Origin of the sequence: Actinoplanes sp. NPDC023936, from assembly GCF_040639325.1 — a bacterium.
In the GTDB taxonomy this organism is placed as follows: domain Bacteria; phylum Actinomycetota; class Actinomycetes; order Mycobacteriales; family Micromonosporaceae; genus Actinoplanes.
Genome location: NZ_JBEZZR010000001.1, coordinates 471,510 through 489,500 on the forward strand (window position 1 = coordinate 471,510; position 17,991 = coordinate 489,500).

A 17,991-nucleotide genomic window follows, 5' to 3' on the forward strand; every position below is an offset into this window, starting at 1 on the left:
GAATCGTGGATTCCGTGGCCGACACCTCCGCGCGGATCCTGCGCCTGCTTTCTCTGCTCGAGGCGCGCGTCGAGTGGCGCGGAGCCGAACTCGCCGAGCGGCTGGAGGTGTCGGCCCGGACTCTGCGGCGAGATGTCGACACCCTCCGCGAGCTGGGCTATCCGGTCAACGCCGTGATGGGGGCCGGCGGCGGTTACCGGCTCGGCGCCGGGGGTCGGTTGCCGGCTCTGGTGCTCGACGACGACCAGGCGATCGCCATCGCGTTGGCGCTGCAGACCGCGCCGGCGACGGTGTCCGGAATCGATGATGCCGTCGCCCGGGCGCTCACCACCCTCCGTCAGGTCATGCCGGCCCGGCTGCGTGCGGCGAGCGAAGCGTTCGAGGTCACCTCGCTGCGCAACTACTGGGAGTTCTCCGCCGCGCCGGTGGACGTGGTCACGCTGCGGACGGTGGGCGCCGCGATCCGCACCGCCCGGGTGTTGAGTTTCGACTATCGCGACCCCGGCGGCGCCGTTCCCGATCCCGGCCAGCCGGGTTTCCGCCCGCCCCGGGAGGTGGAGCCGCATCACCTGGTCGTCTGGGCCGGGCGCTGGTACCTGATCGCCCGCGACCACCGCGAGCGAACCTGGCACACCTACCGAGTCGACCGGATCCTTCCCCGTACCTCCGGCGGCGGCGCGGTCTTCACCCCACAGCAACTCGCCCGCGAGGACCTGACTCGGCTGGTCGTGCAGAACCCGGACCGCGGCGACACCCCCGGGCAGTGGCAGTGCGTCGGCTCGGCCGTCCTCGACCTGCCCGCCGCTGTCGCCGCTCGCTGGGCTCCGGGTGGCTCGGTCGTCGAGCCCGTCGACGCCCGCCGCAGCAGGCTCACCATCGGCGGCTGGTCCTGGGCCGGGATCGCGGGTCTGTTCGTCACCTTCGACACCGACCTGAGCCACGTCGAGCCACCCGAGCTCCGGGCCGCGATGGACCGGATCAGTCAACGACTCCGGGCGCCGGCCGGGTGACGGCGGCGACGATGTCGACTTCGATCAGGAAGTCGGGGGCGAACAGGGCAGCCACGCCGATGAAGGTGCTCGCCGGTGGCGGTTGATGGCCGTCGCGCAGTGCGCCGAGGATGGGTCGCAGCAGGTCGGTGGTGTATGCGACGACGTAGATCGTCTCTTTGACGATGTCGGTGCGGGTGGCTCCGGCGGCGGCCAGTGCGATGTCGATGTTGCGGGCGATCTGCGCGGCCTGTCCGGCGTGGTCGCCGGGGGAGACGGGTGTGCCGTGCTCGTCCCAGGCGACCTGACCGGAGAGGTGGATCAGGGTCTGCTCGGTGACCGTGACGATCTGGCTGATCAGTCCGGGCACGGCGTGCAGGCCGGGCGGGTCAAGCCGGGTGATGGTCATGCCGGGAACTCCCTGGCGTAACGGGTGGCCGCGTCGGTGTCGCCGGTGGCCCAGGCGACATGTCCGTCGGGTCGGATCAGGATCGCGGTGGCGTCGCCGAAGGATCCGGGATCCCGGTGGTGGACCCGCAGGTGCGGCCCGGCCACGGCGGACAGCTCGGCGCCGGCGGTGAGATCCACCATCAGGTACGCATCGGCACGCGACAGCGCCAGCAGTTCCGGATCTCCGATGCGGGTTCCGGTGAGCGGGTGGGCGTCGCGTCCGGCGGACGGGTAGGTGACGTCGAGGGCGCTGACCCGGTTCGCGAGCCGATCGTTGAGGTCAGGCAGGGCGGTGATCAGTTCGCTGAGCAGACCGCGCAGGCTCAGCCCCGGCGGGCTGAACGCGGTCATCAGGGCGACCTGTGCGCGGCTGGTCTCGGTGAGGCTGACGCCGACCGGGTGCCGTTCGGCGTGGTAGGTGTCGAGCAGGCCGGCGGGAGCCCATCCGCGCAGCGTGGCAGCGAGCTTCCAGCCCAGGTTGGCGGCGTCCTGGATGCCGGCGTTCATGCCCACGCCACCGGCCGGGAAGTGCTGGTGAGCGGCGTCCCCGGCAAGCAGGACCCGGCCCTTGCGGTATTCGGCGGCCAGCCGGGTGGCGTTGCCGTAGCGGGACAGCCACACCGGGTCGCGCATGCCGAAGTCGTCGCCGGCCATCGCGATGGTCTTGGCGCGCAGCTCGGCGAGGGTGAGGTCGCCGGGCCACTCGGTGGTGATGTCCGCGGGGGTGATGCCGACGAGGCGGTGGATGCCGCCGGGCATCGGTACGGCCATGAGGGTGCCGTGCGGGCCGAAGTAGCTGAACCCGGGCGCGGGCGGCCGGTCCAGCACGACGTCGCCGAGCCAGCCGAGCACGGTCGACGCGGTGCCGGGGTAGTCGATGCCGGCGGCTTCCCGTACGGCGCTGCGGGCCCCGTCGCAGCCGACCAGGTAGGCGGCTTCGAGCTCGTACCGGCCGTCCGGGCCTTCGACGGTCACGGTGACCGAGCCGGGGTGTCCGGTGAAGCCGGTGACGCGGTGGCCGCGCCGGATCCGGGCGCCGGCGCGGGTTGCGTGGGCTTCGAGCAGTTCTTCGGTACGGGCCTGGGGCAGGGCCAAGGTGTACGGGAAGGCGCTGTCCAGCCGCCGGAAATCGAGCCGGGAGTCGAGGACGCCGAAGTGGCCGCCGGGCAGCGGCACGCCCTCGTCCAGGAACGGCTGCTGAATCCGGCGGGAGGCGAGGACTTCCAGGGTGCGGGGGTGCACGGTCAGCGCGCGGGAACGGTCGTCGCGTTCGGTGCGCTGTTCGAGCACGGTGGCCCTGATTCCGGCGAGCTGCAGTTCGGCGGCGAGCCAGAGCCCGACGGGCCCGGCGCCGGCGATGACGACGTGGTTGTTCATGGTGTTTCCTCCGATCACGTTCTTGGTCGCTGACCAAGGAACGGAGGCAAGTAAACTTGGTCAATGACCAAAAGGCAAGAGGGTGCGAGGCTCAGCACGTCCGTCGTCGTGCGCGCCGCTATCCAGTTGCTCGACGACGAGGGCCTGGAGGGTCTGTCCACCCGGGCCGTGGCCGACCGCTTGGGCGTGCGGATGAACACGGTGCTGTGGCACGTCAAGACGAAGGCTCGGATGCTGGAGTTGATGGCCGACGCCATCACCGGGGAGGTATCCCTCGACGGGCTTTCCGAAAACCCCGGCCAACGGGTACGGGAGATCGGCCGGCGGCTGCGTGGCGCGGCGCTGGCCCACCGCGACGGGGCCGCGCTGATCGTCGGTACCTATCCCGCCGAGCCGAATACCCTGGGCCTCGCTGAAACCCTGATCGGTGCCTGCGTGGACACCGGGCTGCCCGATCGGGACGCGGCGTGGACCGCGTGGACGCTGATCTACTTCGTGCTGGGGCTCACCCAGGAGGAGCAGGCCGCTCCCGGCCCCGAGGAGAACCGCCTCAGTGCCGCCGTGGAAGCAGGGGACTTCCCGATGCTGCGCCGGGTCATGCCGTTCCTCGACGTGGGGACGTTCGACGAGCGGTTCGAGTTCGGGCTGGACAGCATCCTCGGCCACCTGCCGCGATAATCCATTGTGGTGGGCCTTTTGTCATGGCTCTGGGGAGCGGGCCGGGGTGACCACTCCGCGGCCGGCGGCGGCCCTCTGACGTGCCGATTCGTAGAGCACGACAGCTGCGGCGGTCGCCGCGTTGAGGGAGCTGGCGGACCCGGACATGGGGATGCGGACGAGCTGGTCACATGCCGCGTGCCAGCCGGAGCTGAGGCCGGTGGTCTCGTTGCCGATCAACGTCAGGGTGGGTTGTGTGAAGTCGTGCTCGGCGGCGTCCAGGCTGCCGCGCTCATCGGTTCCCACGATCCTCATGGCGACGCCGGTGGCGCGGACGTCTGCCACCCAGGACAGCACAGCCTGGTGGGAGTGCGCCCGGACCACAGGCAGCGCGAACAGCGAGCCGGTGCTCGCCCGGACCGCCTTCGGGTCGTACACGTCGGCGGCGTGGCCGGTGATGATGACGCCGGAGGCGCCGAAGGCGTCGGCCGACCGAACCAGGGTCCCGATGTTTCCGGGGCTGGTGGGCCGATCGAACACGACGGTGAGCATGGCCGGCCCGACGGGGATACGGCGCAGGTCGTCCTCCGGCATGGCGACCACGGCCAGCAGCTCGGGAACCGTGTCCGCCCTACCTCCCAGCTCGTGCATCAGTTCCCGGGAGACAGCGATCTTCTCGGCCCGGACTGTGCCCAGCGCCTCGCGCGCCCAGCCGGACAGTTGAGCGCCGTCGTCGTAGAGCAGCTCCCGGATCTGCCAGCCGTGTTCGACGGCCATGGTGATCGAGCGCACGCCCTGCACGAGGAACTCACCACGTCGCTGCCGCTTGGTCCGATTGCCGAGGAGCGCTTCCCACTGCTGGAACCGCGCATTGCGGCCACTCACTCGCAGAATCAAGGTCGTACGCATGTCGTGTCGTCCATGCCCCCATAGTGCGGCGGCGTGGGCCTGATCACCCGACACTTTCCGCGCCGCTTTTATCGGGTGCCCACCGGTGCACTGCGACCGGGCTCCACATCGGACGGCGGCTGCATGATCCCGGCACTGCGTCTGGCCCGTCGAAGGAAGCGAACAGGTGGACGCCCGTATCGTCGACCGCCCGAATTCCCGCTCGTGGGGCACGCGGCTGCTCGCCGGGGTGGGGTCCGTCGTGCAGTCGGACCGCGTCGGCGTCCGGGCGGCCTATCGAGCCCTCTCCGCGTCACGATGGGTGACTGTCCACGGGGAGCATTACGGGGTGTGCGGCATTCTGTGGGGCCTCCCACCTCCGCGGCTTTCCGGAAAGCGCCGGCTTTGCCCCGGATGCCGGCACACCAGGTGACGATCGAGGTCGTCAGCCAGCCGCGAGGGGCGGCCGCATCACCCCGGGCTCCTCGCTCACCAGCACCAACCCCACGCGGCGAACTCCTTTTGGGACTCCACCGCAACGTACATCCGATACTCGGCAAATCCGGACGGCTGCCGAGGGGTCAGTCACCCGTCACACCACGTAAGCGATGAAATTCGGCCGGCGCCGTGGCTGGTCTCCTCTCCAAGCTGCTGACTATCATCCCGTCGGATGAATCTGATGTTGAGGGCCGCGCCCCAAGTCCTGCGGCGTACCGCACGTGGCCTGGCGCTGGCCCTGCTGCTGACGGTGTCGTCCTGCACGGCCGAGCCGCCGCCACCACCACCGCAGCCGGCCGCCCTGCCCGGCACGATCGAGCGCGGCAGCGATAACCCGCTGACCGGCGCGGGACTGGCTCGTGCCCAGAACACGCGGGACCATCTGCGGTCTCGGCTGGAGCAGCACTACGAGGCGTCCTGGGACGCCACATGGTACGAACTTCCCGCGTCAACCATGTGGGATGCGATGACAGCCCATTTCGCGGCCGAGCTAGGCCCGAACTGGGAAGTCGACACGCGTTACCCCGAGGGCGGGGCCCGCGATCCGGGCTACAGCTGCATGGTCTGGAGCGACGGCGACCGGGCAGTGGCGATCGCCTACACCGTGGCCGACCCCGGCAACGGGCGGGTGCTCACCGTGCTGCTGCCGACCGGCGACCAGTAGGCCACCCGCCGGCGGGAAAGGGGGCAGCAGCACTGTGGACGAGAGCACGCTATGGGAACTCGTCGCCGCGTGCCGGCAGGAGAGCGGAAACGACACCGAACTCACCTCGCGTCTCCTGTTTCGCCGTCTCCGTGTGCTGAGCGCAACCGAGGTCGTCGACTTCGTCCAGCTGTGGGAGAAGGTGAGATCTCGCCTATACACGTGGCCGGTGACTGACGCGATCTGCCTGTTGCTCGGTGTGGTCGAGGAAGAAGATCTGCCTCATGTTCAGGACTGGATCATCTCGCACGGGCGAGCGGTGGTCGAGCGCACGATCGAGGATCCGGACACCCTCGTCGAACTCGCGTCAGATGCGACGAACGCCCGTGCTCCGTGGTTCGGCGAATTCACTACGGAGGCGCACATCATCGTCAGCGGCGCCTGGCCGCTGGGATACGACCCGGACGGCCCCGAGGACTTGCTCGGCGAGCATGTGGACCTCGCCAATCAGGCCGTCACGAATCAGCAGTTTCCGCGATTGGCGGTCTTCCGGCGCCAGCACCCGGAACTCGGCACCCCTGAACTGCGCTGACCCGTCCGGAACGATCGTCTCAGCGAGAGGTGGCCCGGCTGTTCGGACAGCGCGACTGCTGGCTTTTGTCGCAGGGCAGGTCGCTCGCGCCGTGGTGGCTGTGGCGTCCCGATTCCCCCGTAACGCGGTGCGTAACCGGGCGAGAGCGACCTGTGCCCCCTGCAACGGTGTCAATACTCGCTGCAGGACCTTGTGCGAAACGTGGGAGACTCGTAGCGGCTCTTGTGGATTTCTTGAATCCCCTGGTCGCGGGTTTTCGGTGATGGGCGTGCGGAGGTCAGTTGGCGGCGGAGTTCGGTGTGCTCGGCGTGGTGGAGGCCCGGATCGGCGGGGCGCCGGTCGATCTGGGGCATGCCCGGCAGCGGTGTGTGCTGAGCGTGCTGCTCGTGGAGGCCGGCCGGCCGGTGACGGTGGACCAGCTGATGGACCGGGTCTGGGGCGATCGGGCACCGCAGCGGGCCGCCGGCGCGCTCTACAGCTATCTGTCCCGGCTGCGGCGAGCGATCTCCGGTGTGGACGGTGCGGAGATCCGGCGGGAGCCGGGCGGCTACCTTCTCACCACGGATCCGCAGGCCGTGGACCTGCACCGGTTCCGCAGGCTGCTGACCGAGGGCCGGGCGGCCCGGTCGGACCGGGCCGCCGCCGACGTGATCGGGCAGGCGCTGGGCCTCTGGCGCGGTGAGCCGTTCGCCGGTCTGGACACGCCGTGGCTGGACGGTATGCGGCGCACGCTGCTCGGCGAGCGGTTCGCCGCCGAGCTGGACCGCAACGACGTGCTGCTGCGGCTGGGCCGGCACGGTGAGCTGCTGCCGGGGCTGACCGCCGCGGTCGCCGAGCATCCGCTGGACGAGCGGCTGGCCGGGCAGGCGATGCTCGCGCTGTACCGGTGCGGGCGTCAGGCCGACGCGGACGAGCAGTATCGGCGGATCCGCCACCGCCTCGCCGACGAGCTGGGCAGCGATCCGGGCGCCGCGCTGCGCCGGTTGCACGAGCAGATCCTGGTGGCCGATCCCGAACTCGCCGCGCCGGCGGGGGACGGGCCCATCGCGGTGCCGGCCGCGGAGCACCGGCCGATCGGGGAGAACCGGCCGGCCGGGGCGGGGGCCGCGACGACGGTACCCACGCAGCTCCCGGCCGATGTGCGGGCGTTCACCGGCCGTACCGGAGAAATGGCCGCTCTGGACCGCCTGCTCGCGCCGCCCGGCGGCGGCGAGCCGCCGCTGACCGTCGCGCTTCTCTCCGGTACGGCAGGGGTCGGCAAGTCCGCGCTGGCCGTCCGGTGGGCGCACCACGTCCGGCACGCGTTCCCGGACGGGCAGCTCTACGTGAACCTGCGCGGCTACGACGCCGAGCAGCCGGTCGCGGTCGCGGACGCCCTCGCCGGGTTCCTCACCGCGCTCGGCGTGCGCGGGCCGGAGATCCCGCCGGGCACCGACGAACGCGCCGGCCGGTACCGGTCCGAGGTCACCGGCCGCCGGATGCTCGTGCTGCTGGACAACGCGTCCTCGGTGGAGCAGGTTCGGCCGCTGCTGCCCGGCACCGGTTCGTGCCTCGTGCTGATCACCAGCCGGGACTCGCTGCCCGGCATGGTGGCCGTGCACGGCGCCGAGCGGGTCAACCTGGATCTGCTCCCGCTGCCGGACGCGGTCGGGCTGCTGCGCAAGCTGATCGGCGCCCGGGTGGACCGGGAGCCGGCGGCCGCCGCCGACCTGGCCGCGGCGTGCGCCCGGCTGCCGCTGGCCCTGCGGATCGCCGCCGAGCTGGCCGCCGAGCGGGCCGACGTGCCGCTCGCCGAGCTCGTCGCCGAACTCGGCGACCACCAGGTACGGCTCGACCTGCTGGACGCCGGCGGCGACCCGCGCGCCGAGGTCCGGGCGGTGTTCTCCTGGTCCTACCAGAACCTGCCCGCCGACGCGGCCCGCGCGTTCCGGCTGCTCGGACTGCATCCGGGGGAGACCGCGCACGTCGACGCCGTGGCCGCGCTGATCGACGCGGGCACCCGGGCCGGCGAGGCGCGGCGGCTGCTCGGCGTGCTGACCCGGGCCAGCCTGGTCCAGGCCGGGCCGGGCAGCCGGTACGGGATGCACGACCTGCTCCGCGCGTACGCCGCCGAGCTCGCCGCCCGGCACGACGCCGAACCGGACCGGCGGGCCGCGCTCACCCGGCTGTTCGACCACTACCTCACCGGTGCGGGCGCGGCCATGGCCACGCTGTACCCGGACGGCATCCCGGCGACCGGCGACCCGGACACCGCCCGGGCCTGGATCGAGGCGGAACGGCCCAACCTCGCCGCGCTCTGCGCGTACGGCGCGGCGCACGGCTTCTACCGGCACACCGTCGCGCTGGCCGGGACCCTGTTCCGCTACCTCGACGCGGGCGGCCCGGTCGCCGAGGCGGCAGCCGTCACGACGTCCGCGGTGTGCGCGGCCCGGGCCCTCGGCGACCGTGACGCGCAGGCGCGGGCGCTCTCCAACCTGGGCCGGCTGCACCGGCGGCAGGGCCGGCTGCACGAGGCCGCCGCCACCTACCGGCAGGCGCTGGTCCTCTACACCGACCTCGGCGAGCCCGCGGCCGAGGCGCCGGTGCTGCGCAACCTGGGCAGCGTCGACTGGCGGCTGGGTGACTACCGGCGAGCCGCGGACCACTACCGGCGGGCCTGGACGGTGTACGAGCGGCTGGGCGACGCCGCCGGCCAGGCCGACGCGCTGGTCCGGCTCGGGCTGGTGGACGCGCGGCTGGGCGACCAGACGCAGGCGGCGCGGCGGTTCGCGGCGGCGCTGGATCTGTACGTCACGCTCGGCGACCGGTTCAGTGAGGCGTACGTGCTGTCGCTGCTCGCCCGGCTGCCGCAGCGCGCCGCGCCGCTGGACCGGGCCGCGGCCCGCCTGGAGCAGAGCCTCGCCGCGGTCCGGAGTGCCGGTGATCGGACCGCGGAGGCGTACGCGCTCACCGATCTGGCCGGGATCGACGCCCGCCGGGGCCGCCTCGCCGAGGCCGCCGGTCACCTGCGCCGCGCGCTCGTCCTGCACCGGCGGATCGGCGACCGGGCGAGCGAGGCCGAGGCGCTCAACGACCTCGGGCAGGTGCTGCTCGCCGCCGGGGAGACGGCCGAGGCGCGGGCCCAGCACGATCAGGCGCTGGCCCTGGCCGAGGAGATCGGCGATCGGTACGAGCAGGCGCGCGCCCACGACGGCGTGGCCGCGGCGTTGCGCGACTCCGGCGATGCCGACGGCGCCGGGCCCCACCTCGACCAGGCCCGACGGATCTTCACCGAGCTGGAGGTGCCGGCCGCCCCCGTGGTCAGCGTCGGCTAGGGACGGCTCTAATCGCGGATCACGCCGTCGATCCAGAGCACTGTCACCGGCCGCCCGCGGGCCCGGGCGTACGCGACCACGTCCGCCGTCCCGCCCAGTCCGCGGGCCGGCAGGCCGTCCCAGACCGCGAACAGGTGGTCGCAGCGGTCCACCAGCGCCTGGCCGGCCGCGAGGAACGCCTGCTCGGACGGCTCGGCGTACGGCATCGTGACCACCGTCGCCGACGCGCGCAGGAGGTCGTGGAACCGGGCCCGGCTGTCGTCCTCGGGCAGCGAGCAGGCGTAGTCCGCACACGGCAGGACCGCCTCGAGGGTGCCGCCGGCCGCCAGCACGCAGGCGGCGAAGAGCTGGTCCGCGCCGTCCGCGAGGCTCGACACCCCGTGCAGGCCGCCACCGGCGGGCAGCACCCGGCGCCAGTGGTCCGCCGCATGACCGGCGACGACCGGCGGGAGCGCCCGGTGGCCGGTGACACCGAATCGCACATCCGCCCCCGATCCGCTCAACAGGTGGCCCGGTAGGGGAGTTCGGGGATGTAGCGGGCCCACTCGCCGGCGTTGAGCCCCCGGCCGCTGAGGGCGCAGGCGCCGCCGGCCGGGTCGGCGGCGAGTTCCGGTGGCACGGTGACGTCCCAGAGCGTGACGTTCTTGGTCGGCAGCCCGTAGTGGCCGCCGGCCGCCACGGTGCGCCCGTCCGGGCTGAGCGCCGTGTGGAAGGTCTGCGTGTCCGGGCCCTTGATCATGGCGTACCGGACCGGGGTGCTCGGATCGCTGATGTCCCACAGCATCAGGGCGTTGTCCATGCCCGCCGTGGTCAGGGTGCGCCCGTCCGGGCTGAACGACGCCGAGAGGGCGTAGCCGACGTGGCCGGTCAGGGTGGCGATCCGGCGTGGCTGGGCCAGGTCGGCGACGTCCCACAACATGACGGTCCCGGTGTCGGTGGTGGCCGCCGCCATCGTGCGCCCGTCGGCACTGAACTCCAGGGAGTTCGCGTGGTAACCGATGTAGTCGGCGAGCGGTATCGAGGTGAGCCGCACCGGGGCGGCCCGATCGGTGACGTCCCACATCGACACGTTGGATCCCTCACCGGCGGCCATCGTGCGCCCGTCCGGCGTGAACGCGACCGAGGACAGCATGTCGCGCAGCGGAAGCTCGGTGAACTTGGCGGGCTGTTTCCGGTCGGTCAGGTCCCACAGGGTCATCTTGCCCTTGCCGTGACCGACGGCAAGGGTACGGCCGTCCGCGCTGAGCGCCATCGCCCATACGAGGTCGGCGGGGCCCGCGCCGGGATCGGCGAACTCGGCCAGCGGCACCGGCTCGGCCGGCCGGGTGGTGTCCAGCACCGTCACCACGTTGTCCGGGCCGGCCACGACCAGGGTGCGGCCGTCCTCGCTGAGGGCCATCCCCTCGACCTTGCCGGTGCGCAGCGTCCGGTCGCCGTGCCGGACCGGGGCGGCCGGGTCGGTCAGGTCCCAGGTCACCCCGGTCCCGTCCCGGCCCGCGGTGACGAGCGTGCGGTTGTCCGGGCCGAACGCGAGTCCCATCACCCGCGCGGGGATCGGGCCGGGAAGCGTGGTGATCGGCTCCGGGGCGTACCGGCCCTTGACGTACCAGATCGTCGCCGTGCGGTGGTCGCCCGCGGTGGTCAAGGTCCGGGAGTCCGGGCTGAAGGTCATCGCCCGGACCGGGCCGCCGCGGGCGGTCAGGTCGGCGATCAGCGCGAGCAGCGTCGGCCACTCGTTGTCGTAGTCGAAGCTCCAGACCGCGGTGCGCCCGTCCGAGTCCCCGAAGGCCAGCATGTTCCCGTCCGGGCTGAACCCGAGGGTGCTGAGGGCGGTGTCGCCCCGCACCGCGCGCTCCGAGGCGCCCTGCCGCGGCTTGGCCGGATCGATCAAATCCCAGAGGTACACGTAACCCGACGGTCCCTGGACCGCGACGATCGGGAGCTCCGGGTGGAACGCGATCTTCGCGTCGACGACCTCGTCACCCCAGCCGACGCTGATCGTGGAGCGTCGCACCGGGGCGGCCGGGTCGGCCAGGTCCCAGACGGTGACCGCGTCGCCGCTGGTCAAGGCCGTCCGCCCGTCCGGGCCGAACCGCAGCGGGTACGCGTCCGGCAGCGTGGCGAGCCGGACCGGCTGCGCGCCCGTGACGTCCCACAGAACGGTGCTCCGGTCCGCGTTGCTGGTGGCGACGGTGTGCCCGTCCGGGCTGAACGTGACGGCCACGATTCCGGCGGGGTCGGTGAGCCTCTGTCCCCGTACCGGATGGGTGGGTCGGGAAATGCTCCACACCGTCGCCTCGGAGCCTCCGTCGAAGACCGCGAGGGTCTGCTCCGGGCCGGCCTCCAGCGAGATCGGCGAACCGGCGGACGGCGCCGGAAGCCGGCTCAGCCGGACCGGTTTCGCCGGGTCGCGCGTGTCCCACAGGGAGATCGTCCGGTCGGCGGCGGAGGTCGCGGTCAGCCGCTCGCCGACCGCCGCGACATCGATCACCTCGCTGATCGCGCCGGCGTGGCTGGTCGCCATCGCGAGGTGGCTGAGCTGCTCGCGGGTCTGTTCGTCGTCCGTCAGGCGCTGCGCGGCAACGCCCAGCATGAGGGCCTTCCTCGGATCGTCCCGGATCATCGCGCGGGCCCGGTCCAGCAACCGCTGATTGATCATGAGGCGTTGCTGCGCCGCCGCCGCCTCCCGCTGCCGGCGGGCCTCCTCGGCCGCCTCGCGGGCCAGTTTCTCCTGCCGCTTGCGCTCCTCCTCGGCCTGCCGGGCCAGCTCGCGGTGCTGCTCGGCGATCTGTTCCTGCTCCTCGGCCCGGGCGGTCGCCTGGTTCGCGAGCGCCTGCTGCCGGCGGGCGTTCGCCGCCTGCCGCTCGGCGTTGGCCTTCTGCCGCTCGGCCTCGGCGGCGGCGTCCTCCGCCAGGTCCTGCTGCCGCGCGGCGTTCGCCTTCTCCCGTTCGGCGCCGGCTTTCTCCTGTGCGGCGTCCTGCCGGTACCGCGCGGCGTTGGCCTGCTCCCGCTTCGCCTCGGCGGCGGCCTCCTCGGCCAGCGCCTGCTGCAGTCTCACCTCGGTGGCGGCGTTCTCGGCCAGGATCTGCTGCCGCTCGGCCTCCGCGGTGGCGGTGGCGGCCAGGGTCTGCTGCTGGACCGCGAGCGCCTCCTGCCGCCGGGTCTCGCCGGTCGCCGCTCGGGCCCGTTCCTCCTGCGCCCGGGCGTTGGCCTGCTGCCGCTGCGACTCCTCGGTGGCGCGCTCGGCGGTGCTGCGCTGCTGCGACGCCTCGCGCTGCTGCGCGCGGGCCTCGGTCGCCGCGGCGTTGGCCCGGTCGGCGTTGCGCACCGCGACGAGCCCGGTCAGCGACGTGACGAGGGCCAGCGCCACCAGCGCCGCCGCCGCGGCCGCCGACAACCGCCGGGCCCGCCGGTGCTGCCGGACGTCCTCGCCCTCCAGCTCGTCCTTGCTCACCCCGTGCATCGGCGCCGCGAGCTGCGCGATGGCGTCGCGGAACCGGATGTGCTGCAGGCTCAGGTGCAGGTCGTCGCGAGCCCACCGCAGGTCCAGGTAGAGCGGCTCCTCGGCGAACACGCCGCGCAGGGCCGCCGGCACCGCCGTCGAGCCGGCGGTGAAGTCCCGGGCCGCCGGGTCCCAGGTCCACTCGCCGTCGGTGACCACCGGGAGGATCCGGTCCGGTGACTTGGTCGCCAGCCAGTGCTCGATCTCCCGGTTCACCCACGGCGAGCCGGCCGCCTCCGGGGAGGCGAGCAGCACGAAGTGCTTCGAGCCGTCCAGCGCCTCCTGGATCGAGGTCCACAGTTTGGGCGTCACCGCCAGCCCGGTCTGGTCCCGGAAGATCCACAGTGCGCGGCGCCGGTGCCAGGGTTTCGCCAGCCGGTGCAGGCCGCGCTGGACAGCGGGCGCGAGCCGTCCGTCGGCGGCATGGCTGTAGGAGATGAAACCATCGAACGGCATGACTGTCCCCGGCGGTCGGCGTGGGCGGCGGGGACCGATTCTCCATGTCACCGACGCACCGGTAAAGCCGCTGGGCGTGCCGCGTGGCGGCCGGCCGTCCCATGTGCTTTGATCTATGAGGGCCGGGCATTCTCCCCCGTGGATGCCCGGCCCTCATCGTGCCGGTCGGCCGGGGCGGGCCAGCGTTGCTCGATCCGGGCCAGTCGCCAGACCAGGATCGCGGCCACCCAGGACAGGGCGAAGAGGGCGACGATGCCGTACCCGGCGTAGTCCAGCGGGACGGCGGCGATGGCGGCCAGCGGGCCTGAGGTGATGTTCGCCTGGCCGGCGACCACGCCGCTCAGCTGGATGGTGCCGATGATCAGCGCCACGGCCACCGAGATCGTGGTGATGGTGAGGTTGTAGAAGACCTTGCGGATCGGCCGGGCGAACGCCCAGCCGTACGCGGCGTTCATGAACACGCCGTCGATGGTGTCCATCAGGCACATGCCGGCGGTGAACAGCACCGGCAGCACCAGGATCGCGGCGAACGGCAGGTGGAACGCGGCCGCGCCGCCGGCCAGCAGGAGCAGGCCGACCTCGGTGGCGGTGTCGAAGCCGAGGCCGAAGAGCAGGCCGATCGGGTAGATGTGCCACGGCTTGCGTACCGACCGGGTCAGGCCGCGCAGCAGTCTGCTCAGCAGGCCGCGCCGGCCGAGGTGGTCCTCCAGCGCCTGCTCGTCGTAGTGGCCCCGGCGCATGCCGCGGAACACCTTGAGCACGCCGGCCAGGACGGCCAGGTTGAGCAGGGCGAGGATCCAGAGGAATACGCCGGACACCGAGGCGCCGATGACACCGGTGACCGAGTGCAGGCCGCTGCCGTCGTCCTGGACCTGGCCGGCGAACGCCCGCACGCCCAGCGGCAGCAGGATCGCCAGCGTGAACACGATGGTGCTGTGCCCGAGCGAGAACCAGAAACCGACCGAGAGCGGCTGCCGGCCGCCGCCGGCCCGCGCGTTGTCCTGGATGAGCTTGCGGGTGGTGTTGTCGACAGCGGCGATGTGGTCGGCGTCGAAGGCGTGCCGCAGGCCGAACGTGTACGCCAGCACGCCGACGCCCACGGTGAACACCGGATGATCGCCGCCGAGCGGCAGGTGCCGCGGCACGACGACGCCGAACAGCATCCCGAACCCGAGCAGGTGCAACAGCACGATGACACTCGTCATCCCGCCCAGCGACCACCGGTCCCGGCGGGTCAGGCTGCTGCGGAAGCTGATCGCGATGTCTGACATGTCTACCTTCTCCCTGAGGTGAGCGCGGCCTTCGCCAGCGGCACGTGGCGGACCGAGAAATGCGGGTTCAGGCGCAGCGCCGTGGTCAGCGCGGCACGGGCCGGCTCGTCCCGGCCGAGATCGGCGAGGATCATTCCGCGGTGGTAGTGCAGGAGCGCGTCGCGGCTGCCCAGCCGGAGCGCCTCGTCGGCCCGGCGCAGGGCTTCGGCCGGCCGGCCCGCGGCGCGCAACGCCCAGGCCAGCGCGTCGGCGGCGGCGATGCTGGGGCGGGCGGCGTACAGCTGCCGCGCGCGGCCGAGGGCAGCCCGGTCGCCGTGGTCGGCGGCGAACAGCACGGCGTCCGGCTCGGGCGGGACGCCGCCGCCGCGCTGAGTGGCCCAGCCCGCCTCGGCGAGGGTGTACTGCTCGGCGGCGGCGGTGTCCTGCCCGAGCGCGCTGAGCAGGTCACCCAGTTCGGTGGCGTAGGCCGGGCTCGGGTCGGCCGCGACGACCGCGCGGTATTCGCTGACCGCTGTCGCGGTGTCCCCGCGAGCCGCGTGGACCCGGGCCCGGCCCACCCGTAGCGGCGCGTTCTCCGGCGCCAGCCGCAGCCCCTGCTCGAACTCCGCCGCCGCGGCGGCGAGGTCGCCGGTCCCGAACGCGAGTTCGCCGAGGTGGTACCGCGCGAACAGGATGTCCGGGGTGGCGGACGCGGCGTCCAGGGCGCGGCGCATCGCGCCTGTCGCGCGGCCGGGGTCGCCGCGCAGTTCCCAGGAGTACGAGGCCCGCGCGTACGCGGCAGTGTCCGGTCGCAGGTCCACCATCCGCTGGATCGCCTCGAACGCCTCCCGATAGCGGCCCAGCTCGGTCAGGGCGTCGGCGACCACACCGATCGCGGCGGCCTGATAGGGATCGACAGCGATAGCGGCCCGGCCGTGGCGCAGCGCGGCCGGGAAGTCGTGCCGGGCGGCGGCCAGCGCGCCCATGCCGGTGAGCGCCGCCGCGTTCCGGTCCGGCCGGATCTCGAGCGACCGGTCCAGCGACTGCTCCGCGAGCGGGTAGTCGGCCGGGTTCCCGGTGGAGCGGGCCCGCTGCACGTACGCCATGCCCAGCTCGGCCCAGGTGGTCCAGTCCCGCGGCAGGCGCTGGAGCCGGTGCTGGGCCGCGGTGATCGGATCGGTGCCCCGGGCGGCGGCCGGCCGGGCCGGCGCCGGATCCCCGGACGGCGCGAGCAGGGCGCCGGCCGCGACCACCAGCGCGACGCCGAGCACCGAGACCGCGATGAGCGTCATCACGCGGCGCATGTGAACCTCCCAGAGGACAGCGGATGTCGTCGATGAGGGGGTTCGCGGCAGGCGGCGTTCCGGATGGCCCGATGTCGCCAACGTGACTCGGCACATCCGGCCGCGGCCGGTACGCGAATGAGGTCCGACAGCCACCGCGGCCCACCCGGGCCGCACCGGCTGAAGTGGAGGAGGACCTCATGCTTCAACGCTCAAGCAGGACGGCGCTCGGCATCGCCGCGGCGCTCACCGCCGCGGCGTGCGTGGCGTCGCTGGCGCCGGCCGTCACGCAGGCGTCCAGCCACCGGGAGGCGCCGCTGGTCGCCGGCGAGCCTCAGCTGGACAACACCGACGTGTACGCGTTCGTCAGCCCGGACGCCCCGAACACTGTCACGATGCTCGCCAACTGGGTGCCGTTCGAGGAGCCCAACGGCGGCCCGAACTTCTACCCGTTCGCCAGCGACGCCGCCTACGACATCAACATCGACAACGACGGTGACGCCCGCGCCGACCTGATCTACCGGTGGACGTTCACCGACAACTACCGCAGCAAGAACACGTTCCTCTACAACACCGGGGTGGTCACCACGCTCGACGACCCCGACCTCAACTACCGTCAGACCTACAAACTCGAGGCGATCACCGAGTCGGGCAGCACCACCCTGATCAACAACGGCCGCGTCGCCCCGTCCCGGGTCGGCAACGCGTCAATGCCGAACTACGCGAGCCTCGCCAACGCGGCGATCACCCCGCTGCCGGGCGGCGGGCAGACCTTCGCCGGGCAGGCCGACGACCCGTTCTTCCTCGACCTGCGGATCTTCGACCTGCTCTACGGCGGGGACTTCTCCGAGGTCGGCCAGGACACGGTCGGCGGCTACAACGCCAACACCCTCGCCATCCAGGTGCCGAAGAGCGTGCTGGCGCTCGGCGGCGACGCGACCCGCAACCCGGTGGTCGGCGTCTGGTCCACCACGTCACGCCAGCGCATCGAGGTCGTCGACACCCTCAACAACCGCAACCGGTACGGCGGCTGGCAGCAGGTGTCCCGCCTGGGCATGCCGCTGGTCAACGAGGTGGTCATCCCGGTCGGGCGCAAGGACGAGTTCAACGCGACAGCGCCCCGCAACGACGGCAAGTTCGCGCAGTTCGTCACCAACCCCGAGGTGCCGCGCCTGGTCGAGGCGATCTACAAGATCCCGGCGCCGGCCACACCCCGGCAGGACCTGGTCGAGGTGTTCCTCACCGGGCTGTGCAAGGCCTGCGGGCCGGTAGCGGTCGACCTGAACTCGCAGCGGCTCAACCGTGACGTCGATCCGGCCACGTTCGTGCCGAGCGAGCAGCTGCGGCTGAACATGTCGGTCCCGCCGTCCGCGACGCCGAACCGGCTGGGCGTGCTCGGCGGCGACAACGCCGGGTTCCCGAACGGGCGCCGGCTGGCCGATGACGTCACCGACGTCACGCTGCGGGTGGCCGAGGGCGTGCTGCTGCCGAACCACCCGGCGGCGGTCGACGGACTCGGCGACGCGGTGGACACCAACGCGCGGGCGTTCCGCGGCACGTTCCCCTACGTCGCGCTGCCCAACGTGATCGCGGTGAACCAGAACTGACCACGGCCGGACGACTTGGGGCGCCACCGCGGTGGCGCCCCGGGAAGGAAACCCGAAGTGAAGCGACCCATTCTCCTGGCGGGCGCGGCTGTCGTGATCGCATCTGCCGCCCTGGCCGTCGTCAGGTGGACCGCCCCGGCCGAGCCGCGGCTGGTGCTGCCGGCGGTGGAACAGTTCCGGCCCGGCTCCTGCCGGGACGCCGCCGAGGCGGTACGCACCCTGGCCCGCCTCACCCACGCCGATGACGTCACGACGCTGACCGCGGCCGACCGCACCGAGCTGCGCCGGGTGCAGGAGCGGCTCGACACGCTCCGGCCGGCCGCGCCCGCCGAGGTGCGCGAGCCGATGGCGGCCGTGGTCCTGTCGCTCGGCTACCTCCGTCTGCGGCTCGACAGCAGGACGGCCGAGCCCGGATATCTGCACGACGTGGAGACCGCCCGTGCCGCGCTGGAGAGAACATGCGTCAGCGCCGGATGACACCGTCG

The 17,991-nt window shown here is 72.7% G+C and carries 14 protein-coding genes; 7 read left to right on the forward strand and 7 right to left on the reverse strand.

The window, feature by feature from the left end; all coding sequences use genetic code 11:
- Positions 1-14: 14 nt before the first annotated feature.
- A complete protein-coding gene (locus AB0F72_RS02065) occupies positions 15-1,010 on the forward strand; it encodes a WYL domain-containing protein (protein WP_360423606.1) in 996 nt (331 codons plus the stop codon).
- Here the strand turns inward: AB0F72_RS02065 and AB0F72_RS02070 are convergent.
- Positions 979-1,398, reverse strand: coding sequence for a RidA family protein (locus AB0F72_RS02070; protein ID WP_360423609.1), 420 nt, complete (start codon positions 1,396-1,398; stop codon positions 979-981). The genes AB0F72_RS02065 and AB0F72_RS02070 overlap by 32 nt on opposite strands.
- On the reverse strand, positions 1,395-2,816 hold the full coding sequence (locus AB0F72_RS02075; protein ID WP_360423612.1) for an FAD-dependent monooxygenase: 1,422 nt from the start codon (positions 2,814-2,816) through the stop codon (positions 1,395-1,397). The genes AB0F72_RS02070 and AB0F72_RS02075 overlap by 4 nt, the downstream gene beginning before the upstream one ends.
- Before the next feature lie 63 nt (positions 2,817-2,879).
- Between AB0F72_RS02075 and AB0F72_RS02080 the strand changes: the two genes are divergently transcribed.
- Complete coding sequence (locus AB0F72_RS02080; RefSeq protein ID WP_360423615.1) at positions 2,880-3,494, forward strand: TetR/AcrR family transcriptional regulator C-terminal domain-containing protein; 615 nt, start codon at positions 2,880-2,882, stop codon at positions 3,492-3,494.
- 21 nt (positions 3,495-3,515) lie between these two features.
- Here AB0F72_RS02080 and AB0F72_RS02085 read toward each other — a convergent pair whose 3' ends face one another.
- Positions 3,516-4,382: a TrmH family RNA methyltransferase gene (locus AB0F72_RS02085; protein WP_360423618.1), complete on the reverse strand. Its 867-nt coding sequence runs from the start codon at positions 4,380-4,382 to the stop codon at positions 3,516-3,518.
- A 649-nt stretch (positions 4,383-5,031) separates the two neighbouring features.
- Between AB0F72_RS02085 and AB0F72_RS02090 the strand changes: the two genes are divergently transcribed.
- From AB0F72_RS02090 to AB0F72_RS02100, 3 genes are all read left to right on the forward strand, one after another.
- Positions 5,032-5,523: a hypothetical protein gene (locus tag AB0F72_RS02090; protein WP_360423621.1), complete on the forward strand. Its 492-nt coding sequence runs from the start codon at positions 5,032-5,034 to the stop codon at positions 5,521-5,523.
- A 34-nt stretch (positions 5,524-5,557) separates the two neighbouring features.
- Entirely contained in the window at positions 5,558-6,094 is a 537-nt protein-coding gene (locus AB0F72_RS02095) for a DUF4240 domain-containing protein (protein ID WP_360423624.1), read from the forward strand.
- Between the two features lie 281 nt (positions 6,095-6,375).
- Complete coding sequence (locus AB0F72_RS02100; RefSeq protein ID WP_360423627.1) at positions 6,376-9,408, forward strand: BTAD domain-containing putative transcriptional regulator; 3,033 nt, start codon at positions 6,376-6,378, stop codon at positions 9,406-9,408.
- Between the two features lie 8 nt (positions 9,409-9,416).
- Here AB0F72_RS02100 and AB0F72_RS02105 read toward each other — a convergent pair whose 3' ends face one another.
- From AB0F72_RS02105 to AB0F72_RS02120, 4 genes are all read right to left on the reverse strand, one after another.
- Positions 9,417-9,890, reverse strand: coding sequence for a hypothetical protein (locus tag AB0F72_RS02105; RefSeq protein WP_360423630.1), 474 nt, complete (start codon positions 9,888-9,890; stop codon positions 9,417-9,419).
- A 17-nt stretch (positions 9,891-9,907) separates the two neighbouring features.
- A complete protein-coding gene (locus AB0F72_RS02110; protein WP_360423632.1) occupies positions 9,908-13,366 on the reverse strand; it encodes a TIR domain-containing protein in 3,459 nt (1,152 codons plus the stop codon).
- 113 nt (positions 13,367-13,479) lie between these two features.
- A complete protein-coding gene (locus AB0F72_RS02115; RefSeq protein ID WP_360423635.1) occupies positions 13,480-14,637 on the reverse strand; it encodes a HoxN/HupN/NixA family nickel/cobalt transporter in 1,158 nt (385 codons plus the stop codon).
- Positions 14,638-14,639: 2 nt separating this feature from the next.
- Positions 14,640-15,920, reverse strand: a complete 1,281-nt coding sequence (locus AB0F72_RS02120) for a tetratricopeptide repeat protein (RefSeq protein WP_360423638.1) — start codon at positions 15,918-15,920, stop codon at positions 14,640-14,642.
- Between the two features lie 179 nt (positions 15,921-16,099).
- Between AB0F72_RS02120 and AB0F72_RS02125 the strand changes: the two genes are divergently transcribed.
- The gene (locus AB0F72_RS02125) at positions 16,100-17,506 is read left to right on the forward strand and encodes a DUF4331 domain-containing protein (protein ID WP_360423643.1); all 1,407 of its coding nucleotides are present in this window, start codon (positions 16,100-16,102) and stop codon (positions 17,504-17,506) included.
- Between the two features lie 57 nt (positions 17,507-17,563).
- Positions 17,564-17,983 carry a hypothetical protein gene (locus AB0F72_RS02130; RefSeq protein WP_360423646.1) on the forward strand — a complete coding sequence of 140 codons (420 nt, stop codon included), beginning with the start codon at positions 17,564-17,566 and terminating at the stop codon, positions 17,981-17,983.
- The last annotated feature ends 8 nt before the right edge of the window (positions 17,984-17,991 follow it).

What these genes read in the sequence shown, in the direction of transcription:
- AB0F72_RS02110 (WP_360423632.1), bottom strand. Translation starts at nt 13,366, where the DNA reads ATGCCGTTCGATGGTTTCATCTCCTACAGCCATGCCGCCGACGGACGG.
- AB0F72_RS02075 (WP_360423612.1), bottom strand. Translation starts at nt 2,816, where the DNA reads ATGAACAACCACGTCGTCATCGCCGGCGCCGGGCCCGTCGGGCTCTGG.
- AB0F72_RS02070 (WP_360423609.1), bottom strand. Translation starts at nt 1,398, where the DNA reads ATGACCATCACCCGGCTTGACCCGCCCGGCCTGCACGCCGTGCCCGGA.
- AB0F72_RS02080 (WP_360423615.1), top strand. Translation starts at nt 2,880, where the DNA reads ATGACCAAAAGGCAAGAGGGTGCGAGGCTCAGCACGTCCGTCGTCGTG.
- AB0F72_RS02125 (WP_360423643.1), top strand. Translation starts at nt 16,100, where the DNA reads ATGCTTCAACGCTCAAGCAGGACGGCGCTCGGCATCGCCGCGGCGCTC.
- AB0F72_RS02090 (WP_360423621.1), top strand. Translation starts at nt 5,032, where the DNA reads ATGAATCTGATGTTGAGGGCCGCGCCCCAAGTCCTGCGGCGTACCGCA.
- AB0F72_RS02120 (WP_360423638.1), bottom strand. Translation starts at nt 15,920, where the DNA reads ATGCGCCGCGTGATGACGCTCATCGCGGTCTCGGTGCTCGGCGTCGCG.
- AB0F72_RS02115 (WP_360423635.1), bottom strand. Translation starts at nt 14,637, where the DNA reads ATGTCAGACATCGCGATCAGCTTCCGCAGCAGCCTGACCCGCCGGGAC.
- AB0F72_RS02085 (WP_360423618.1), bottom strand. Translation starts at nt 4,382, where the DNA reads ATGCGTACGACCTTGATTCTGCGAGTGAGTGGCCGCAATGCGCGGTTC.